The following is a 19,596-nucleotide window of genomic DNA, read 5'->3' on the forward strand; positions in this document are numbered from 1 at the left end:
CGAACTTGGCGACCAATCCAGCCGTATCCGCCCGGCTTGCGCAACTATTTTTCGCTGTTGCGGGCCCCGGATTTCGTCGAGCCGACGATATCGGTCAGCCGGATCCGGTCGAACTCACTCCAGACGTTCGCAAGCCAGTGTCGGACATAACCGCGCAGCACGAACGAGTAGTTCGCGGCCTCGTCGTTGATGCCCTTGTTGGCGACGAATTTCAGGAATGGGACGGAGGACACCTCGACCTGCTCATAGGCCATTTCGTTGAGCTTGGGGATGGTCAGCTCGGTCGCGTCCTTGATGCGGTTGAAATACGATTGGTAGGTCGCCTGATCCCACTGGAAGAACTGGGTATCGTTGATGAAGTTCTTCACCAGGAAGTATTTGGCGCCCCCCATGAAGCCCGCGGTCTCGGCGATTTCGTCCAGAGAGGCGATCGAGGGTCCGAGGATGTGGAATACGGCAAAGGTGATCTGGCCGGCCTTGGCGGCGTCGAGGAAACCGATGTCGCGCAAGGAGGCGAGTGCCGGCGAGAGCAGGCCGGCGCGGACGTCGATCACGGTGACCGACGGGCTCGTCGCGTTGAGCGTATCGAAGATCTTCATCTGATCCGACGTCGTCGTCATGTCGACGATCTCGGTGATGTCAGGGTGGAAGCGCTTCAGGGTTCCGCGCGGCGATTCGGTGTCGAAGGCACGCGTCGGCACGTTGTTGGCGGAAAAATAATCGAGCAAGGTGCGCGACACGGTGGTCTTGCCGACCCCGCCCTTGTCCGCGCCCACCACAACCACTGCCGGCTTTGCCATTGCTGTCCCCTAACGCGCCCCCCGATCGCGAAGTCGCAATCGGCCGGGCCCCAAATCGATGTCGCGAAGATGTCCCAAGTCTGCTGTTGGGCGCGAACATGGCAGAAACAAGGGAGAATTCAATTCCGCAGGCCCCAGTTACGGCAATTCCCGAGGTTTTTCCCAATCGCGACGAAACCCGCCGCGCATGGCGTCAAATCACGGTCAATGGCGGCCCCAAGGACCCATAGGATTTCCTGTGGGATTGCCCAAGGAATTACCTATCGGGTTGCTGCTGGCGGTTCCGGCGGAGCTGGGTGCGGGCACGGGCGGCGGGTTGGCTGCGCCGCCTGCGTCGTTCCAAGGACCTTGCCTGGGACCCTGGCGCAGCGGCGGTGGGGTGTTCTGCCGGTCGGCTTGCGTGTCCGGCTCCTCGGCCTCGTCGGCGGGAGGCGGCAGCGGGCCAGGATCATGGCCGCCGCCGAACTTGACCAGTGCGTCGACCCGCGACTGCACCGAGGGGTGGGTCGCGAACAAATCGGCAAAACCCTCGCGCGGATTGTCGACGCAGAGCTCCATCACCGCCGAGGTTGCGCCCAGCAGTTCGCCGCGGTTCTCGATCTTGCGCAGCGCCGAGATCATGGCGTCCGGGTTTTTCGTCAGCTCGACGGAGCCCGCGTCCGCGAGGTATTCGCGCGAGCGCGACAGCGCGAGCTTCACCACCTGCGACAACAGCCAGGCCACCACGATCAGCACGACCGCGATGATGATGACGATCACCGCGCCGCCCCCCGAACTCTTGCTGTCGCTCGACGACGAGGACGATCGTGACGACGAGGAGGAGCCCGACGACCACGAGCCGCCGGAACCCCAGCTGAAATTCGTGAACAGGCGGAAGAACAGTTCGCCGAAGAACCCGACCACACCCGCAATGATGACGGCGACCACCATGAGCTGCACGTCGCCGTTCTTGATGTGGGTCAGCTCGTGGCCGAGCACCGCCTCGATCTCCTTGTCATCCAGCGCATTGAGGAGACCTGTGGTGACGGTGACCGAATATTGCCGTGGATTGAGGCCGGTCGCGAACGCGTTCAACGCCGGACTCTCCATGATCTTCAGCTTCGGCATCGTGATGCCGCGCGAGATGCAGAGATTTTCGAGCAGATTATAGAGCCGCGGCTCCTCTTGCCGGGTGACGTCGTGGCCGCCGGTCACCGCATCGATCATCGACTGGTGAAAAAAATAGGCGATCACGATCCAGGCCGCTGCCACGACGGTCGCAACCGGTGCGGCGACTTTCAGATCATAGAAGGCGCGTCTCAGATAATGGGCGACGGTCTCGTCGCCATTGATGACGACTTCGGCGATCAGCGCGCCGGCATAGACCAGCACATAGACCAGCGCGAACAGGCCGGCGAGCAGCAGCATCGAACGAAACTTGTTCGAGGCGATGTGCGTGTAGAGACCATACGCGGCCATGACGCGATGCCCTGCCGGCCTATCGGTTCAACTCAGAACTTCACCTGCGGCGTGGCCTCGACCTCGGTGCGGCTGGCACCGAGATCGAAGAAGTCCTTCTTGGTGAAGCCGAACATGCCGGCGAACAGAGCGGCGGGCATCTGCTGGATTCCGGTGTTGTATTCCTGGACCGCGTTGTTGAAGAAGCGGCGGCTGGCCGCGATCTTGTTCTCGAGATCGGACAGCTCGCTGGCGAGCTGCTGGAAATTGGCGTTGGCCTTCAGGTCGGGATAGGCCTCCGACAGCGCGATCAGCCGGCCGAGCGCGCCGGAGAGCTGGGTCTCGGCCGCGGACACTTGCGCCGGTCCCTGCGCCGACATCGCCGAATTGCGCGCCTTGACGACGTCGTCGAGCGTGCCGCGCTCATGCGAGGCATAGCCCTTCACCGTCTCGACCAGGTTCGGGATCAGATCGTGGCGCTGCTTGAGCTGCACGTCGATGTCGGCAAAGGCCTGGCCGACGCGTTGGCCCAGCGCCACCAGCCGGTTGTAGGCGGCGAAGGCAAAGAACAAGAGGACGACGATAACGCCGAGAACGATCCAGCCGGTCGACATGGAGAACTCCTGAAGGGGGAAGGGCGGGCGCTAGGGTAGACCAAATTGGTGCGGAGCGAGAGCCCGGCGCAGAGGGGAGGTAGGATTTGGTCGGATGAGGGGCTATCCGAGTTCAAGGCGAAAGAGCCGGAGGAGGTTAACTTTCGGCAATGGCGGCATCGCCCCAGCGCCAGCGCCGAGCGCTCGCATAGGCGGCCTTGTCACGGTGCGGCACCTTCGTGATCGCGAGGCCTTCCCCGGTGCAGAGCTTGGCCGTGATCTCGGCCTTGCCGACATCCGGCGGCGCCAGCACGCGTGCGGCGCGGGCTGCGGGCGGCGTACGGGTCAGCGCCACGTAGATGAATCGCTCGTCCTCGAACGGCACCTCGGCGCCCTTGATCTGGCGGTGCGCCTGCGAGCGCGGCAAGCGCTGGGAGAAATGGCACCAGTCGGGCGCCGCCAGCGGACACGGCTTTTCGTGCGGGCAGGGTGCGGCGATATAGGCGCCCGCCGCGATCAATTGCTGGCGCAAAGCGAGGATGCGGGCGTAGCCGGCGGGCGTGCCGGGCTCGATCACGACCAGCGCGTGGCGCGCTTTCGCCCACATCGCTTCCGCGAGCTTGCCTTGATTGCCCTCACTGAGCTCGCCGATGACATAACTCGCGACGACGAGATCGGCTTGCGAAACCTCAGCGAGGTTCGCGCCGGCATCGCCCGGCAGATAGCGGCAATCCGCCAGACGCGTGCTGTCGCGCGCCAGTTCGAGCGCGAGACGGCTGAGCGTGGCGTTGGCGTCGAGCAGGGTGAAATCCTGCAGCGAGGAGAACGCCTCCGCCGCGGCCCAACTCGCGGTGCCCGGACCTGCGCCGACGTCGAGCAGTGTTTCCGGAGCGAGGTCCGGTGCGATCTCGGTCAGCGCATTCAGACTGGCCGCCACCGCCGCATAGGTCGCCGGCATGCGCGCGAGCGCATAGGCGAGCGCATCGGCCTCCGACTTGATCGTGCCGGAGCCGCCGCCTGCGCGATAGGTGGTGGAAATCCGCTGGGAGCGCTGGGCAGCGTCGGTGCGGGAAAACCCCTGCAGCTTGCCGTCGAGGGCCGCCTTCAGTTCCGCGGGGAGGGTAGGTGAGATCATGTTTCATCATCCGCTTGCGCGGATGACGACGTCAATGGGTGCGTGACGGGCGCAGCCTCACGCCACGTTCTGGTCGAGAATGTCCACCGCTTCTTGCAGATTCACCGACACCAGTTGCGAGACGCCGCGTTCGGCCATGGTGACGCCGAACAGGCGGTTCATCCGCGCCATCGTGATCGGGTTGTGGGTGATGATGATGAAGCGCGTGTCGGTCGAGGCGGTCATCTCGTGCAACAGATTGCAATAGCGCTCGACGTTGTGGTCGTCGAGCGGCGCGTCGACTTCGTCCAGCACGCAGATCGGCGAGGGATTGGTGAGGAACACCGCGAAGATCAGCGCCATTGCGGTCAGCGCCTGCTCACCGCCCGAGAGCAGCGACAGTGTCTGCGGCTTCTTGCCCGGCGGCTTGGCGATGATTTCGAGGCCGGCTTCGAGAGGGTCATCGCTCTCGATCAAATGCAGCGCGGCTTCGCCGCCACCGAACAGCTCGACGAACAGGCGCTTGAAGTGGTTGTTGACGACCTCAAACGACGTCAGCAGCCGCTCGCGCGCCTCCTTGTTGAGGCTCTGGATGCCCTGGCGTAGCCGCTTGATGGCTTCGACGAGGTCGTCGCGCTCGGTGACCAGACCGTTGTGCTGGGTCTCGACCTCGCGCAGCTCTTCCTCGGCGCGCAGGTTGACGGCACCCAGGCGTTCGCGATCGCGGCGCATCTTTTCGAGGTCTTCCTCGATGTCATGCAGCGGCGGCAGCTCCGTGCCGGGTTCGATCTCGGCGAGGCCGGCAACGGCCTGCGGCTCGACTTCCAGCATGTCGCGGATCTCGCGCTCGATGTCCTCGAGCCGGCGCCGCGCGCCTTCCATGCGCTCCTCGGCGCGGGCGGTCGCCTCGCGCGAGCTCGACAGCGCCTCCAGCGTCAGCTTGGCGACGCGATCGGTCTCGGCCATCGCGTTTTCCGCGGTCGCCAGCGCGTCAGCGGCCATGCGGCGGTCGTTTTCGGCATATTCGATCTCGGTGATCAGCGCGCTGCGCTTCTCCGCGAACACGGCCGGCGCGTTCTCGAGATCGCTGCGCTCGATCGAGACTTCGGCGATGCGCGCCTGGATGGTGTCGATATGGGAGGCGGCGCTCTCCTTGCGGTTCTGCCACTCGGTGCGCTCGGCGAGGATCGCCTGCACGCGGCGGTCGGCCAGCTCGGCTTCGCGCGCCAGCGCCTGGGCCTCGGCGCGGACCTGCGCGGCCATGCGGCGATGGCCTTCGATGTCGCTGCGGACGGCGGCGAGACGGGTTTCGGTGTCCTCGCTCGACGGCAGCTCGGAGATCCCGGCTTCAGCGTATTCGCAGGCGGCTTCGGCTTCGGCACGGTCGGCGGCCAGACGGCTGTGGGCTTCCGACAGCGTCGCCTTGCGCGCGGCGTGGCGGCTGATCTCGCGCTCGACCATGGCATGCCGCTCGCGCGCGACGTTGAGCTCGCGCTGTGCTGCGCGCCAGGCTTCGCGGCTTGCACCTTCGGTGCTGGCGGCCATCTGCAGCTCGGCCTCGGCGTTCTCCAGCGCTTGACGCTTGATCTGCGCGTCGATGCGGGCCTGCTCCAGCTCGTTCTCGATGTCGATGAGGCGGGCGCGCTCGGCAAGCCGCCGTGCTGCGCCGGTCGGCGCGTGGGCGGCTGCGACAAAACCGTCCCAGCGCCAGACGTCGCCTTCGGGCGAAACCAGCCGCTGGCCGGTCTTGAGCTGCGAGACCAGCTCGGCGCCGCGCTCGCGCGGCACCACGCCGATCTGCGCCAGGCGGCGGGTCAGCTCGGCCGGGGCCTGCACGTGGCGGGCGAGCGGCACGACGCCGTCGGGCAGTTCCGGATCGCCGTCGGTGACGCCGGCATTGGTCCAGCGCATCGGTGCGGACGGATCGACCGGGGCGTCGAGATCGTCGCCAAGCGCCGCGCCGATCGCCTTTTCAAATCCCTTGTCGACGGTGATGCCGTCGATGATGGGCGGCCACAGATTCTTGGTCTCGCCGTTGAGGATCTTGGAGATCGTGCGCGCCTCGGTATCGAGCCGCTGCACGCGCTTGTCGGCTTCGACGAGCGGCGAGCGCGAGGATTCCAGCGTCTGCCGCGCGGCGACGTGCGCTGCCTCGCTGGCTTGAGCCGCGGCTTCCGAGGCCGCCAGTGTCTGCTCGGCGTTCTCGACGGTCGCGGTCAGCTCGTCGAGATCGCCGAAGCCGCCGGTCGCCTCGGTCAGCTTCTGCTCTTCCGTCGCGACGTTCGAAATCTCCTGGTCGAGCCGGGCGAGCTTGTCGCGGTGGGTCCGAACGTTGGCTTCGAGTTGATTGCGCTTGGCGGTGAGGTCGGCGAGCGCGGTGGTGAGCTCGGCGAACTGCTGCTCGGTTTCGGTCAGCACCGCCTCGGCTTCGGCGACACGCTCGTCGACGCCGGAGCGCTTCTCGACGCGCGACTTGATCTCTTCCTTCAGCTCGGCATCTTCGGCGTCGAGGCGCTGCAGCGCGACATCGGCGTCCATGGTCTGCTGCTGGGCACGCGAGATGTCGCCTTCGAACTGGGCGAGGCGCCGCTCGAGTTCCGCGACGCGCTCCTTGGCGCGCTCTTCCTCGCGATCGAGCAGCTCGCGGGCGTTGGTCAGGCGCTGGAGCCCCGCCGCGGCGCGCGCTTCGGCATCGCGCAGCGCCGGCATTTCGGCGGCGCGGATCGCCTGGATGCGGGCGGCCTCGGCCTGGTGCTGGGTACGCTCGGCCATCTCGCGGACCGCGAGATCGTGGGTCTGGCCGGATTCGTTGACGTCGGCATGGGCCCCGATCCAGCGCAGATGGAACAGGGTTGCTTCGGCCTTGCGGACCTTGGCCGCGACCTCGCGATAGCGCACGGCTTGGCGGGCCTGCTTCTTCAGGCCCTCCATCTGGCCTGCGAGCTGGCCGATCACGTCCTCGACGCGGGTGAGATTGGTTTCGGCGGCCTTGAGCCGCAGCTCAGCCTCATGGCGGCGGGCATGCAGGCCGGCAACGCCGGCGGCGTCTTCCAGCACGCGGCGGCGCTGTTCGGGCTTGGCCTGAATGATCTCGCCGATCTTGCCCTGGTGGACCAGGGCCGGCGAGCGCGCGCCGGTGGCGGCGTCGGCGAACAGAATCTGCACGTCGCGGGCGCGCACGTCGCGGCCGTTGATGCGGTAGACCGAACCGGCCTCGCGCTCGATGCGGCGGGAGATTTCGAGCAGCTGGCTGTCGTTCATCGCCGCCGGCGCGGTGCGATCGGAATTGTCGATCGTCATCGTCACTTCGGCGTGGTTGCGCGCGGGGCGATTGCCGGAGCCGGCGAAGATCACCGCGTCCATGTCGGCGGCGCGCAGCGACTTGTAGGAGGTCTCGCCCATCGCCCAGCGCAGCGCCTCGACGAGATTCGACTTGCCGCAGCCGTTGGGGCCGACCACGCCGGTCAGGCCAGGCTCGATGACGAAGTCGGTGGCCTCAACGAAGGACTTGAAGCCATGAAGGCGCAGGCGGGTGATTTTCATAAGCACGCATCTCTGTTGGCAGGCGCGAATCCCCCTGCCGGGACAATACCATGGAAGGCAGTGTCGCTATCCGGGCGAGTCGCGCGAGGCGCCTCATGCGGCTGGACAATGGCCGCGGTGTGCCGCGAGGGCAACCGGCGAAAGCCGCTTTTCCCAAGGGATTTATGCCGGGAAAGATACGGCTATCGAGATGCGAATCAGGATATTGACGAGCGAATCAGCTCTTGAGCAGCGGATTGATCTTCTTGGCGAATTCCTCGAACGAGGTCTCGCCCTTGATCTTCTCGCCGTTGACGAAGAACGTCGGCGTCGAATCGACCTTCAGAACGTCGCTGGCATATTTCTGGTCGGCGGCGATCTTATCGAGCAGCGCCTGGTCCTTCAGGCAGGCCTCGACCTGCTGCTGGGTGAGGCCGGCCTGCTTGCCGATCCGGGTCAGGGTCTCCGTGGTGTTCTTCACCACCCAATCGTTCTGCTGGCGGAACAGCATGTCGGTGACGGCAAAGTATTTCGGCGCGTCGCCATTGGCGATGCAGCGTGACAGCATCGAGCCGGCGGCGGCTTTGATGTCGAGCGGGAACTCGCGGAAGACGTAACGCACCTTGCCGGTGTCGATGTATTCCGACTTGATCTTGGGAAACACCTGCTCGTTGAAGGCCGCGCAATGTGGGCAGGTCATCGAGGCGTATTCGGTGATGGTGACGGCGGCGTCCTTCGGGCCCAGCGCCATGTCGGGCAGCGACACCGGCTTGGCGACGTCGCCAGCGGCCTGCGCGATAGCTTCCGAGATGAACCGCAGCGGTGAGAGCCCGGCGACCGCGGCAAGCCCGGTCAGCGACAGCATCGTGTTGAAGGCGCGGCGGGTGATGATCAAGGTCGGCTCCCGGATTGGCGTGGTGTCGCCCGAAATTCCTATTCAGACGGCCTGTCGCTAGCTTGAAACGTCGTTTGAGGCAATGGCGAGCGGCAAGGACAGGTCCAGTTTGGCCGCAGAATAAGGCTCAATTTCGCTTGATGGCGGCCCCGAGGCGCGCCAGCGCCGACTTCAATTGTTCATCTTCGATGTCGCCCAGGCGCTCAGCTACCTCGGCCACCGACTTGGCATCCGGCGGGTCGGGCCGGGTTGGCCGTCGGGCGCGCGACAGCGGAGCCTGGCGGAAGGCCAGCTTGCCGACCGCGCTCCAGCCGAAGAACCGGTTGACCCGCTGCAGGATCACATCGGCGGAGTGCTGGATCTCCAGCGCCATCGGCCCTTCGACCCGCAGCACCAGCGTTGCCGGCTCCTGCGGCTGGCCCTCGACCGGCCGGGGCCATTGCATCTTGAGCGGCTCGGCATGGGCCGCGATCTCCGGCCCGGCAATCTGCGCCCACCGCGTCACCAACTCACGGGCAGCAAATCCCTGCTTGGCATAGGCCTCGGCAAAGACGTCGTTGAGCAGGAGCGACAGCGGCTTGGCGCTGATGGGCCCTGGTTTGATGGGGCGAAGCTTGGACATGGGACCTTATAGCACTCCGGGGCGTCGGCCACAGGCTCTTCGCCGCGAAGAAAGACGTGGATGCCCGCGCCCAGCGTGGGCATGACGTGGAGAGATCGGTGCATTGCCGCTACAGTGCGAGCATGAGCCCCAAATCCGCCCTTAAAGCGAAATCGGAACCGCTTCAGCCGGAGACCTCGTCGCGCCCACTCGCGCTGCTCGATTGGTACGACCGCCACCGCCGCCGATTGCCCTGGCGCGCTGCGCCCGGCGAGGCATCCGACCCTTACCGCGTCTGGCTGTCCGAGATCATGCTGCAGCAGACCACGGTGAAGGCGGTCGGGCCCTATTTCGAAAAATTCGTCGCGCGCTGGCCGGATGTCACCGCGCTCGGACGGGCCTCGCAGGAGGACGTGCTGCGGATGTGGGCCGGGCTCGGCTATTATTCTCGCGCTCGTAATCTCCATGCCTGCGCGGTTGCGGTGACGCGCGAGCATGGCGGCACCTTTCCCGACACCGAACTGGGTCTGCGCGCACTACCGGGCGTCGGGCCCTATACGGCGGCAGCAATCGCGGCGATCGCGTTCGACCGCCGCACCATGCCGGTCGACGGCAATATCGAGCGCGTGGTCTCGCGGCTCTTTGCAGTTGAAGAAGATCTCCCGCAGGCCAAGCCGCTGATTCAGGAGTTGGCGGCGACGCTGCTTGCGGACTCTCGCGCCGGCGACAGCGCGCAGGCGCTGATGGATCTGGGCGCCTCGATTTGCACGCCGAAAAAGCCGGCCTGCTCGCTATGCCCACTCAATGAGGATTGTACGGCGCGCGCGCTGGGAACGCAGGAAACGTTTCCGCGCAAGGCGCCGAAGAAGAGCGGCGCGTTACGGCGCGGCGCGGCCTTCGTTGTCACGCGCGGCGACGAGCTTCTCGTCCGCAGCCGCCCCGAAAAGGGTCTGCTTGGCGGCATGACCGAGGTGCCGGGGTCGGACTGGCTGGCCGGACAGGACGACGCCAAGGCAAAACAGCAGGCGCCCGAGTTGAAGGGGCTGTCGCGCTGGCAGCGCAAGGTCGGCGTCGTCACCCACGTCTTCACGCATTTTCCGCTGGAACTGGTGGTCTACACGGCGAGTGTGGAAGCGCGGACGCGGGCACCCGCCGGCATGCGCTGGGTGCCCATCGCCACTCTGGCCGACGAAGCATTGCCCAACGTCATGCGTAAGGTGATTGCGCATGGATTGGACCCCTAGCAGCCCATCCTGCTGACAAGATGCTGGCAGCAGGCCTGCGTTAGCTGTGGCCGGCAACGGAGGCTCGCATGATCAAGACCGCGCTGGACAACTTTCCCAGGCCACCCTGTGCCGAGCTATTGGGGTGGCGCCTGCTCGATGCCCGTCCCGGGGAAGGCTGGATCAAGCTCGCCTTCGACGGCAAGCCGGAGTTCTGCAATCCAGCCGGCTTCATCCAGGGCGGCATGCTCTCGGCCATGCTGGACGACACGATGGGCCCCGCCGTGCTGGTGATGAGCGAGGGCCGGCTCTACACCACTACCATCAGCATGACCGTGAATTTCCTGGCGCCCGCCAAGCCCGGACCGATTATCGGCGAGGCCAAGGTGACGCAGCTCGGCAGGACGATTGCATTCGTCGAGGCCAGGCTGACGGCGGAAGACGGAACGGTGCTGGCGACGGCAAGCGCGAGCGAGCGGCTGCTCGAAGCGGCGAGGGTGGTGGGCAAATAGCTGCCGCGCACTCTTCCTTCCTTCTCCCCTTGTGGGAGAAGGTGGCGCGAAGCGCCGGATGAGGGGTTGGTTCAGCGAGTTCTAATGCGAGTTGGTTTCGCGGAGACAGACCCCTCACCTGAGTGAGTCCGCGTCTACCGGCGTCGCTGCCCTCTCCCGCAAGGGGCGAGGGCCCATCAACGTGCGTCTCGCTTCGTGCGAATACTCATTTCGTCGCGCGCGCACCCGCGCTCACGATCGGCGGCTTCGCATTCAGCGCTTCCACCTGGAAGCCGGCGACGCGCTTGTAGTTGGCGGCAACATCCTCGAGCTCCTGTTGCGACAGCACGTCAGTGACGACCTTGTAGCCGTCGGGCGCGCGCTCCTCGACGAGCTGCATCACCTGTTCGGGGCCGTTCTTGCGGTTGAGCAGGACGAGACTGGTGGTTGCGGACCGCCGCTCGGCCTCATAGGCGAGCAGGGCCGCCTGCGTCGGGCCGTGCGCCAGGATCTCGCGGGTGATGGTGCGGGCATCGAGGATCGCCTGCGAGGCGCCGTTGGAGCCGATGGGGTACATCGGATGTGCGGCGTCGCCCATCAGCGTGACGCGGCCGAAAGTCCATTGTGACACCGGATCGCGATCGACCAGCGGATATTCATAGGCATGCGGGCAGTTCTTGATCAGGCCGGGCACGTCGAGCCAGTCGAACTGCCAGCTCTCGAACCAGGGCAAGAACTCTTCCAGCCGCGCGGTGCGGTTGTAGTCCTCGCGCCGCCATTGATATGTCGGCGGCATGTGGCGCTCGGCAACCCAGTTGATCAGATGGTTGCCCGCGGCGTCCGGCGCCTTCGAGATCGGATAGCAGACGAATTTCAGGATCTCGTGGCCGGCCATGATCATGGTACGGCCGGTGAGGAACGCCTTTGCAGGCGTGACGCCGCGCCAGAGGATGCGGCCGTTCCAGATCGGCGGGCCTTCGTCGGGATAAAGTTTTTCTCGCGCCGCGGAATGGATGCCGTCGGCGGCGATGAGGAGCGCGCCTTCGTAAGTCCCCGCGGCCTTGCCGGTGGCCTTGTCGATGAAATCGGCGCGCACGCCGTCGGCGGTTTCGCTCCAGCCGGTCAGATGATGGCTGGTGAGGATGTTGTCGCGGCCAAGGCGCTCGATCGCGGTGTCGAGCAGCAATTGCTGGAGCGTGCCGCGATGGATCGAAAACTGCGGCCATTTATAGCCGGCCTCCAGCCCGCGCGGCTCGCTCCAGATCGGCTTGCCGTGCTTGGAGAAATAGGCCAACTCACGTGTGCGCACGCCGGCGGCATCGAGCTTGTCCATCAGCCCGAGCTCGATCAGCTCGCGCACGGCGTGCGGCAGCACGTTGATGCCGACACCGAGCGGCCGCAGCTCGGCGACGCTCTCGAACACTTTCACGGGAATGCCGATTCCGTGCAGACTGAGCGCAAGCGTCAGCCCGCCGATGCCGCCACCGGCGATGAGTACGGTCATGGGAAAGCCCTCCAACTAGGGGCGTCTTGGCACAGCCGGCCGCCGGTGGGCAACTGCGAAGAGCAAGAGCACCGAAAACGCCATGCTATGGACCTCGGGGCCCGCAGCCGTTAACTTCCGGCTTTCCCATGAGGTCCGACATGCTCAAGCTCTACTACGCCACCGGCACCTGCGCGCTCGCCACCTACATCACTTTGGAAGAAGCCGGCGCCGACTACGCGGCCGAGCGGCTGAGCTTCAAGACCAACCAGCAGAACAGCGCGGAGTACCTCGCGATCAACCCGAAAGGCCGCGTCCCCGCGCTGGTGACCGATCGCGGTGTCCTGACCGAGACCCCGGCGATGCTGGCCTATCTCGCGCAGACGTTCCCCAAGGCCAAGCTCGCGCCGCTCGACGATCCCTTCGACTTCGCCCAGGTGCAGTCCTTCAACTCCTACCTCTGCTCGACCGTGCACATCAACCATGCCCACAAGATGCGCGGCGCGCGCTGGGCGAGCGAAGAAAGCTCGTTCGCCGACATGAAGGCGATGATCCCGAAGACCATGGGCGCCTGCTTCGCCCTGATCGAGCAGAAGATGTACAAGGGACCCTGGGTGATGGGCGAACAGTACACGATCTGCGATCCTTATCTTTACACCCTGTCGACCTGGCTCGAAGGCGATAGCGTCGATATCAACGCGACGCCGAAGATCGCCGATCATTTCAAGCGCATGTCCGACCGTCCCGCCGTGCGCAAGGTGATGGACGCGCAGAAGGCGTGACAAACTCGATGTCGTCCCGGGCAAGCGCAAGCGCAAGCGCAGACCGGGACCCATACCGCGGAATCTATCGATTGTGCTCGGTTGAAGTACCGAACGACCAGTCTTCGTCAAACTACGCCCTGGGGTTATGGGTCCCGGATCAGCGCTCCGCTTCGCTGCGCTTGTCCGGGACGACACCGAGATTGGTGAAGCCGCCTCTTAAGAAGCTTTCTTCTCCAATTGCCGTCCCGTCTCCAGCATCAGCCGCCTGAGCCAGATCGAGCCCGGATCCATCTGTGCGCGGGTCGGGTAGAACATGAACTGCTCGTCGATGCCGGGGTCGAGCGGTGGCGTCACCGTGACGAGGCCGAGCTGCTTCGACAGCGCCGCGATCAGCCGGCGCGGCACGAAGGCGACGAGGTCGGTGCGGGCGGCGACGTGCAGCGCTTCGAGATAACCCGGGACGACGAGAGCGATGTGCCGGTCGATGCCCTTGGTGCGTAGCCAGGTGTCGATCAGGTCCTCCGGCTGGCCGCGGATGATTACGCCGACATGGCGTGCGGCCAGAAACATCTCGCGCCGCTTCAGCTTCGTGGCCACGGGGTGGCCGCGCCGTACCGCCAGCGCGTCGCTGTCGGTGTAGAGCAGCTGGCGGTGAAAGCCCTTGAAGGCGTTGCCGATCGAGATCACGAGATCGATGGTGCGGGCGAACTCCGCGTGGAAGATCGCAGGCCCCCGCCACGGCACCACGTCGATTCGGACATTGGGCGCGGCCTGGGTCACCTTTTCCATCAAGGGCGGCATCAACAGCTCGACCGCGAGATCTGGCATCATCAGGCGGAATTGCCGCTCGCTGCGCGCCGCGTCGAATTCATCCGATAGGAACAGCCCGCGCACCTGATCGAGCGCCTGCGCCAGCGGCGCGCGCAAGGCTTGCGCCCGCGGCGTCAGTTCCATCCGGGCACCTGCGCGTACCAAGAGCGGATCGCCAAAGATGTCGCGCAGACGCTGGAGCGCATGACTCGCCGCCGGCTGCGACAGCCCGATCCGCAAGGCGGCGCGGCTGACGCTGACCTCGCGCAACAGTGCGTCGAGCGCGGTCAGGAGATTGAGGTCGAGCGAATTCAAATTCATAGAGCGAATAGATATCATATCCACTATCGATTTGAAGAATTTAGAGCCGGCGGCGATGATCTCGATTGTTCTCACCAAGGGAGATGCCGCCATGAACGCGAGCGCCAACAAGAAACTGATGCAGGATATCTTTGCAGCCGCCGCCAGCCTCGATCCGGCTGCGCGCGACCGCGGCTTGTTCACCGAAAGTCTTGCCGACGACGCCAAATGGATCGTGACCGGCCAGTACTCCTGGTCGCGCACCTTTTCGGGCAAACAGGCGATCCTCAACGATCTGCACGGTTATGTGCGGACCCGTCTTGTCGACCGGACACGGACGGTCGCCCACCGCTTCATCGCCGACGGCGATATCGTCGTCGTCGAAGCAAAGGGCGACAATGTCACGCCAGAAGGCGTGCGCTACGACAACGACTATTGTCTCGTGTTTCGGCTCGAGGACGGCAAGATCAAGGAGATCCGAGAATATTGCGACTCGGTGCTGACCGAGAAGGCCCTCGGCCCGTTTCCGCAAACGATCGTGAGGACCGCGAGCTGAGCGGATCGAGCGGCGTCGCGTCCGCCGGCCGGTGCCGTCCGCTGCGGTCGGCGAGGGGCGTGTTGGTCGCGCAGGCCGGTAGGCTGCAGCGGCATGCAGGCCGCTGCGGGTTTCGCACCAAAACCTTGCTCACCTGCCGATAAAATCAGCAGATGTTGTGCCGCCTGGCGCATACGCGCGCGAAAAATTTGAAGGTTCAATTAACGAGTGTCCCCCATTGTGTCGCGGTGCAGCGTGGGTCGCGAAAGACGCGACGCGCGGCTGCCAGGGCGGCGCGACAATGGCCGGAGTTGTTCGTCCGCCCGAATTCACATGCTTCTGAGTGGACAGTGGGAATGCCGAAGTTTCGTTTGCGGATCAGGGGACGCCTGTACGCGGGTTTCATGGCCTTGGTGGCGGTTGGTCTTGTGATGGCGGTGGTCGCCATCTGGAATTTGCAGTCCGTCCAGGATCAGGTCGCAAAACTCTCCAAATTGTCGGACAGCACGGCGCGCATCCTGGAGATATCGACCCATCTTCAGGCCATCCAGCGAGCCAATCTGCGCTACGTCTACGACGCCAACGAGCCTGCGATGCGGGAGGCTGCCGAGCGAGAGAACGCGGCGACCGGGCTGTTGCAGCTCGGAGCAAAGGGCACCCTCTCGGAGGATCGGCGGAAGCTCTACAACGATCTGATCGCCGACATCGCCAAAATGAAAAGCCTGCGTGACAGTCTCGGCGACGCCGTCAACGAGGCCCGGACCGGCAAGGCGACGCTGTTGCCGAGTGGCGAAGAGCTGACCGTCAAGATGGCCAAGCTGGTCGATGTGGCCCGCGCCGCCGCTGACGACGACACGGTGTCGCTCGTCGCGGACCTCGAGTCCCGGGTCCTGCTGGTTCGAATCGCGAACTGGCGCTTCCTCGCTCTGCGCGACACCAACGGGCCCACCGCCTTCAGAACCAATGTCGACAGGGCGGTGCAGCGGCTGGCAGCCGTCGAAAGGAGCCCGCAGGCGGCGGACCTTCGCTCGTCTCTGACGCCTGTGAAGACCGCCCTCGGTATCTACAAATCCGCGTTCGAAACGACCTCTGCCGCGATGCTGCGGTCCGACGAGATCTACCACAAGGATCTCGCACCGCTCATCTCTGCGAGCATCGCCAAGCTCAAGGTCGCGGAAACCACCTTGAAGACCGATTACAACGATTCGCGCACCGCGGCCGATGCCGTGATCGACGGCACGACCTCGCTGCAGGGGATCGCCGGGGGCCTCGCCGTCCTGTTCGGACTGGTCGTCGCCTTCCTGACCGCCCGCAGCATCGTGGGGCCGCTGACCTCGATGACGCGCGCAATGGGGCTGCTTGCCGGGGGCAATCTCGCCGTCGAGATCCCCTCGCGCGGCAAGGCCGACGAGATCGGCGACATGGCCAAGGCGATCGACGTCTTCAAGACCAACATGATCGAGACCGAAAGGCTGCGCCACGAGCAGACGGCAACCGAGGCCCGCCAGGCCGAGAGCCGCAAGGCCGACATGGCCCGGCTCGCCAGTCAGTTCGAGCAGGCGGTGGGCGAGATCGTCGACACCGTATCCTCGGCATCGCAGGAGCTCGAGGGCTCGGCCGGCACCTTGACCGCGACCGCGAGGCGCGCTCAGGATCTCTCCACCGAAGTGCAATCCGCCTCCCAGGAAGCCTCGGCCAATGTGCAGGCGGTCGCCTCCGCGACCGAGGAGTTGTCCTCTTCGGTGACGGAGATCGCGCGCCAGGTGCAGGAATCGGCGCGCATCGCCGGCGAAGCCGTCGGTCAGGTGAGCAAGACCAACGCGCGCGTGAGCGAGCTGTCCAAGGCTGCAGCCCGCATCGGCGACGTGGTCGAGCTGATCAGCACCATCGCCGGCCAGACCAACCTCCTGGCGCTGAATGCCACCATCGAGGCGGCGCGCGCGGGTGAAGCCGGCCGCGGCTTTGCGGTGGTCGCCTCGGAGGTCAAGGCGCTCGCGGAGCAGACCGCGAGGGCCACCGGCGAGATCGCCCAGCAGGTCTCGGGCATCCAGGCCGCGACGGAGGAATCGGTCGGCTCGATCAGGGAAATCAGCGGCACCATCGAGCGGCTGTCGGAGATCTCGTCGACGGTCGCCGCCGCCGTGGAGGAGCAGGGTGCGGCGACGCAGGAGATCTCCCGCAACGTCCAGCAGGCGGCCCAGGGCACGCAGCTTGTATCGTCCAACATCGGCGACGTGCAGCGCGGCGCGTCCGAGACCGGCTCGGCCTCTTCGCAGGTGCTCTCGGCGGCACGCTCGCTGTCGGCCGACAGCAACCGCTTGAAGCAGGAAGTCGCCAACTTCCTGAACTCGGTCCACGCCGCCTGAGCCTCAAAAACAAAAGGCCACGCGCATGCGCGTGGCCTCGCATTGTGACCTGGCGCGGTCAGGCGACTTTCGCCGTCATGTGCTTGAACATGTTGCTGCGGGCCTCGTCGTCCATCTCCGCCTTGAAGGTGAACTTGTCTTTCAGCGCGATCGCGCGCGTCGCCGCAGGCCGCGCCGTGACCTCGTCCACCAGCCGCTTGACGTTCGGATATCGCGCGAAGGCATCGTCGCCGAGCTTGAACGGCAGCATCCGCGCCCAGCCCCACAGCGCCATGTCGACGATCGAATAGCTGTCGCCGACCATGTAGCGGCGGCCTTTGAGGTGACCGTCGAGAATCTTATAATGGCGATCGGTCTCGAACTGGTAGCGGTTATGCGCGTAATCGTGGTTCTGGTCCTTCGGCGCGAAATGCTTGAAGTGCACGGCCTGGCCCGAATACGGACCAACGCCGGTGGCGACAAACATCAGCCATGACAGCATCTCGCCGCGAGAATTGGCGGCCGGCAAGAATTTGCCGGTCTTCTCGGCAAGATAGAGCAGGATGGCGTTGGAATCGAACACGATGGTGCCGTTGTCGTCGATCGCTGGCACCTTGCCGTTCGGATTGATCTTCAGATAGTCCGGCGTGAACTGCTCGCCCTTGCGGGTGTCGATCTTCACCGGCTCGAAGGGCAGGCCGGCCTCTTCGAGATAAAGTGCGACCTTGGTCGGGTTCGGCGAACCGTTGAAATAGAATTTGAGCATCGGGCATCTCCCCTGTGTTTGTTGGCTGAGAGTGGAGGCAGCAACATGTCCGCAAGCGGCCTTGTCTTGCCTGAACCTTATCGGGGAGGGCAACCGGCGAGTTTGCCGGGCGGTATCTGCGCGTCACGCAGATCAGCCGGCGTAACAAAGGCCGATCGCCGCCGTAATGACCATGGCCGCGCCCACGAGCTCCAGGCGCAGCCCGAGCCGGGTGGCGATATGCATGTCGGAGGCCCGCGCCTTGCGGTCCGATCCGCGCGCGTAGCCGTGAACGATGACGTCGTGATTGAAGCTGTCATGGGCCTCGTTGCTGCTGGCGAGCCCGACGCAGACCACGAGCACGCCGAACAAGGCGAGGCCAAAGAATCCCAGCAGCGCGATCAGGAACATCGGAAACATGCCGACCAGAAAGATCGGCAGCAGCGGCACCAGCAGCAATGTCTCGGACTGTCGTCGCATGGCTCGACCGGTCAGGACGGGGCGCAGGAGATTAATCTAGTCCCGGCGGCGGCCGTGTTCAACCAGTCTCGTCATTCCGGGGTCGCGCCACGAGGTGCGCTCCGGGATACGAAAGAAAGGCTACCCCGCCGCCATGCCGGCGCGGATCTCGGCGCGAAGCTCGTCGATCAGCTTGAGACCCTTCTTGGTCTCGATGTGCCAGAAGGTCCAGCCGTTGCAGGCTTGCGCGCCTTGCGCCACCGCGCCCATGCGGTGGATGGAGCCGACCTTGTCCCCGAACATGATGGCGCCGTCGGCTCGGACCAGCGCACCGAGCTTCTTCTTGGCGTCGAACAGCTTGGTGCCGGGCATGATCATGCCACGCTCGATCAATTCCGAGAACGCAACCCGCGGCGCCTCGCGCGCCGTCATGAACGGGGCGAGGCTTGCCTCCGGCAACGGCTCGACCGCGGCGATGCGCGCTTGAGCCGCTTTCGCATAGGTCTTGTCGCGCTCGAAGCCGATATAGGAGCGGCCGAGGCGCTTTGCGACCGCGCCGGTGGTGCCGGTGCCGTTGAAGGGGTCGATCACGAGGTCGCCGGGTTTGGAGGACGACAGCAGCACGCGCGCGAGCAGGCCTTCCGGCTTCTGCGTCGGGTGCACTTTCTTGCCATCGGCGCCCTTGAGGCGCTCCTCGCCGGTGCAGAGCGGGATCAGCCAGTCGGACCGTGCCTGCACGTCCTCGTTGGCGGCCTTCAGCGCCTCGTAGTTGAAGGTGTAGCCCTTGGCCTTTTCGTCGCGCGCGGCCCAGATCATGGTCTCGTGCGCATTGGTGAAACGCCGGCCGCGGAAATTCGGCATCGGGTTGGTCTTGCGCCAGACGATGTCGTTCAGGAGCCAGAAGCCGAGGTCCTGCATGATCGCGCCGACGCGGAAGATGTTGTGATAGGAGCCGATCACCCAGATCGTCGCGGACGGCTTCATCGCGCGGCGGGCGGCGAGCAGCCAGGCGCGGGTGAAATCGTCATAGGCGGAGAACGAATCGAACTTGTCCCAGTCGTCGTCGACGGCATCGACATGGGATTCGTCGGGGCGCTTGAGATCGCCCTTGAGCTGGAGATTGTAGGGTGGATCGGCGAACACCAGGTCGACCGAACCAGCCTGAAGCTTCGACATCTCTGCGACGCAATCGCCGAGGACGATGCTGTGCGAAGGAGACTCAAAATTTGTGCGGGGCGCCCTTGCAGACGCCCCGCGACGCGACTCTACCATGACTCAAGAACTCTGACTCAGGCGACGCTGTCGGCGACGCGGGACCAAACAACCGACTGACCGTTACATTGAAGCGGCAAAGTAAAAATCGACTTAACCCGTGGCTTTCGTGAACAGCCCTCACTTCGCGCCTTGCACGCCGTTCGCTCCGCGCATTCTCCATGTTTTGCAGTGTATTTCGTATTTGTTCGCGTTGCGGGAGTAACC

The 19,596-nt window shown here is 65.1% G+C and carries 17 protein-coding genes; 5 read left to right on the forward strand and 12 right to left on the reverse strand.

Annotated elements, in window-relative coordinates:
- Positions 1 to 44: 44 nt before the first annotated feature.
- From AC0L21_RS16360 to AC0L21_RS16390, 7 genes are all read right to left on the reverse strand, one after another.
- On the reverse strand, positions 45 to 800 hold the full coding sequence (locus AC0L21_RS16360) for a P-loop NTPase family protein (RefSeq protein WP_007607084.1): 756 nt from the start codon (positions 798 to 800) through the stop codon (positions 45 to 47).
- A gap of 204 nt (positions 801 to 1,004) precedes the next feature.
- On the reverse strand, positions 1,005 to 2,258 hold the full coding sequence (locus AC0L21_RS16365; RefSeq protein WP_473262847.1) for a M48 family metallopeptidase: 1,254 nt from the start codon (positions 2,256 to 2,258) through the stop codon (positions 1,005 to 1,007).
- A 32-nt stretch (positions 2,259 to 2,290) separates the two neighbouring features.
- Complete coding sequence (locus AC0L21_RS16370; RefSeq protein ID WP_473262848.1) at positions 2,291 to 2,851, reverse strand: LemA family protein; 561 nt, start codon at positions 2,849 to 2,851, stop codon at positions 2,291 to 2,293.
- Between the two features lie 136 nt (positions 2,852 to 2,987).
- The gene (locus AC0L21_RS16375; protein WP_473262849.1) at positions 2,988 to 3,965 is read right to left on the reverse strand and encodes a small ribosomal subunit Rsm22 family protein; all 978 of its coding nucleotides are present in this window, start codon (positions 3,963 to 3,965) and stop codon (positions 2,988 to 2,990) included.
- A 57-nt stretch (positions 3,966 to 4,022) separates the two neighbouring features.
- Positions 4,023 to 7,487: a chromosome segregation SMC family protein gene (locus tag AC0L21_RS16380; protein ID WP_473262850.1), complete on the reverse strand. Its 3,465-nt coding sequence runs from the start codon at positions 7,485 to 7,487 to the stop codon at positions 4,023 to 4,025.
- A gap of 217 nt (positions 7,488 to 7,704) precedes the next feature.
- Positions 7,705 to 8,361, reverse strand: a complete 657-nt coding sequence (locus AC0L21_RS16385) for a DsbA family protein (protein WP_007607089.1) — start codon at positions 8,359 to 8,361, stop codon at positions 7,705 to 7,707.
- A 127-nt stretch (positions 8,362 to 8,488) separates the two neighbouring features.
- Positions 8,489 to 8,983 carry a DUF721 domain-containing protein gene (locus tag AC0L21_RS16390; protein ID WP_473262851.1) on the reverse strand — a complete coding sequence of 165 codons (495 nt, stop codon included), beginning with the start codon at positions 8,981 to 8,983 and terminating at the stop codon, positions 8,489 to 8,491.
- Between the two features lie 122 nt (positions 8,984 to 9,105).
- Here AC0L21_RS16390 and mutY point away from each other — a divergent pair, with 122 nt between their 5' ends.
- On the forward strand, positions 9,106 to 10,206 hold the full coding sequence (mutY, locus tag AC0L21_RS16395; protein WP_473262852.1) for an A/G-specific adenine glycosylase: 1,101 nt from the start codon (positions 9,106 to 9,108) through the stop codon (positions 10,204 to 10,206).
- Positions 10,207 to 10,274: 68 nt separating this feature from the next.
- Entirely contained in the window at positions 10,275 to 10,697 is a 423-nt protein-coding gene (locus tag AC0L21_RS16400) for a PaaI family thioesterase (RefSeq protein ID WP_473262853.1), read from the forward strand.
- 205 nt (positions 10,698 to 10,902) lie between these two features.
- Here the strand turns inward: AC0L21_RS16400 and AC0L21_RS16405 are convergent, their stop codons facing one another.
- The gene (locus AC0L21_RS16405; protein ID WP_473262854.1) at positions 10,903 to 12,180 is read right to left on the reverse strand and encodes a flavin-dependent oxidoreductase; all 1,278 of its coding nucleotides are present in this window, start codon (positions 12,178 to 12,180) and stop codon (positions 10,903 to 10,905) included.
- 140 nt (positions 12,181 to 12,320) lie between these two features.
- On the opposite strand from AC0L21_RS16405, the gene AC0L21_RS16410 reads away from it, so the two are divergent.
- The gene (locus AC0L21_RS16410) at positions 12,321 to 12,941 is read left to right on the forward strand and encodes a glutathione S-transferase family protein (protein WP_354209102.1); all 621 of its coding nucleotides are present in this window, start codon (positions 12,321 to 12,323) and stop codon (positions 12,939 to 12,941) included.
- Positions 12,942 to 13,139: 198 nt separating this feature from the next.
- Here the strand turns inward: AC0L21_RS16410 and AC0L21_RS16415 are convergent, their stop codons facing one another.
- Positions 13,140 to 14,054 (reverse strand): LysR family transcriptional regulator, encoded by a 915-nt coding sequence (locus tag AC0L21_RS16415; protein WP_473262855.1) that lies wholly within the window; start codon positions 14,052 to 14,054, stop codon positions 13,140 to 13,142.
- A 91-nt stretch (positions 14,055 to 14,145) separates the two neighbouring features.
- On the opposite strand from AC0L21_RS16415, the gene AC0L21_RS16420 reads away from it, so the two are divergent.
- On the forward strand, positions 14,146 to 14,589 hold the full coding sequence (locus tag AC0L21_RS16420; protein ID WP_473262886.1) for a nuclear transport factor 2 family protein: 444 nt from the start codon (positions 14,146 to 14,148) through the stop codon (positions 14,587 to 14,589).
- Between the two features lie 335 nt (positions 14,590 to 14,924).
- Entirely contained in the window at positions 14,925 to 16,934 is a 2,010-nt protein-coding gene (locus tag AC0L21_RS16425; protein ID WP_473262856.1) for a HAMP domain-containing methyl-accepting chemotaxis protein, read from the forward strand.
- A 58-nt stretch (positions 16,935 to 16,992) separates the two neighbouring features.
- Here AC0L21_RS16425 and AC0L21_RS16430 read toward each other — a convergent pair whose 3' ends face one another.
- The 3 genes from AC0L21_RS16430 to AC0L21_RS16440 form a co-directional block, all read right to left on the reverse strand.
- The gene (locus tag AC0L21_RS16430; RefSeq protein ID WP_473262857.1) at positions 16,993 to 17,679 is read right to left on the reverse strand and encodes a glutathione S-transferase family protein; all 687 of its coding nucleotides are present in this window, start codon (positions 17,677 to 17,679) and stop codon (positions 16,993 to 16,995) included.
- A 132-nt stretch (positions 17,680 to 17,811) separates the two neighbouring features.
- Positions 17,812 to 18,138, reverse strand: coding sequence for a hypothetical protein (locus AC0L21_RS16435; RefSeq protein WP_473262858.1), 327 nt, complete (start codon positions 18,136 to 18,138; stop codon positions 17,812 to 17,814).
- A 120-nt stretch (positions 18,139 to 18,258) separates the two neighbouring features.
- Positions 18,259 to 19,389, reverse strand: coding sequence for a site-specific DNA-methyltransferase (locus AC0L21_RS16440; protein ID WP_007607106.1), 1,131 nt, complete (start codon positions 19,387 to 19,389; stop codon positions 18,259 to 18,261).
- Between the last annotated feature and the right edge of the window lie 207 nt (positions 19,390 to 19,596).

This window comes from Bradyrhizobium sp. WSM4873 (assembly GCF_055811355.1).

What these genes read in the sequence shown, in the direction of transcription:
- AC0L21_RS16360 (WP_007607084.1), bottom strand. Translation starts at nt 800, where the DNA reads ATGGCAAAGCCGGCAGTGGTTGTGGTGGGCGCGGACAAGGGCGGGGTC.
- AC0L21_RS16365 (WP_473262847.1), bottom strand. Translation starts at nt 2,258, where the DNA reads ATGGCCGCGTATGGTCTCTACACGCACATCGCCTCGAACAAGTTTCGT.
- AC0L21_RS16370 (WP_473262848.1), bottom strand. Translation starts at nt 2,851, where the DNA reads ATGTCGACCGGCTGGATCGTTCTCGGCGTTATCGTCGTCCTCTTGTTC.
- AC0L21_RS16375 (WP_473262849.1), bottom strand. Translation starts at nt 3,965, where the DNA reads ATGATCTCACCTACCCTCCCCGCGGAACTGAAGGCGGCCCTCGACGGC.
- AC0L21_RS16380 (WP_473262850.1), bottom strand. Translation starts at nt 7,487, where the DNA reads ATGAAAATCACCCGCCTGCGCCTTCATGGCTTCAAGTCCTTCGTTGAG.
- AC0L21_RS16390 (WP_473262851.1), bottom strand. Translation starts at nt 8,983, where the DNA reads ATGTCCAAGCTTCGCCCCATCAAACCAGGGCCCATCAGCGCCAAGCCG.
- mutY (WP_473262852.1), top strand. Translation starts at nt 9,106, where the DNA reads ATGAGCCCCAAATCCGCCCTTAAAGCGAAATCGGAACCGCTTCAGCCG.
- AC0L21_RS16400 (WP_473262853.1), top strand. Translation starts at nt 10,275, where the DNA reads ATGATCAAGACCGCGCTGGACAACTTTCCCAGGCCACCCTGTGCCGAG.
- AC0L21_RS16405 (WP_473262854.1), bottom strand. Translation starts at nt 12,180, where the DNA reads ATGACCGTACTCATCGCCGGTGGCGGCATCGGCGGGCTGACGCTTGCG.
- AC0L21_RS16410 (WP_354209102.1), top strand. Translation starts at nt 12,321, where the DNA reads ATGCTCAAGCTCTACTACGCCACCGGCACCTGCGCGCTCGCCACCTAC.
- AC0L21_RS16415 (WP_473262855.1), bottom strand. Translation starts at nt 14,054, where the DNA reads ATGAATTTGAATTCGCTCGACCTCAATCTCCTGACCGCGCTCGACGCA.
- AC0L21_RS16420 (WP_473262886.1), top strand. Translation starts at nt 14,146, where the DNA reads ATGAACGCGAGCGCCAACAAGAAACTGATGCAGGATATCTTTGCAGCC.
- AC0L21_RS16425 (WP_473262856.1), top strand. Translation starts at nt 14,925, where the DNA reads ATGCCGAAGTTTCGTTTGCGGATCAGGGGACGCCTGTACGCGGGTTTC.
- AC0L21_RS16430 (WP_473262857.1), bottom strand. Translation starts at nt 17,679, where the DNA reads ATGCTCAAATTCTATTTCAACGGTTCGCCGAACCCGACCAAGGTCGCA.
- AC0L21_RS16435 (WP_473262858.1), bottom strand. Translation starts at nt 18,138, where the DNA reads ATGCGACGACAGTCCGAGACATTGCTGCTGGTGCCGCTGCTGCCGATC.
- AC0L21_RS16440 (WP_007607106.1), bottom strand. Translation starts at nt 19,389, where the DNA reads ATGGTAGAGTCGCGTCGCGGGGCGTCTGCAAGGGCGCCCCGCACAAAT.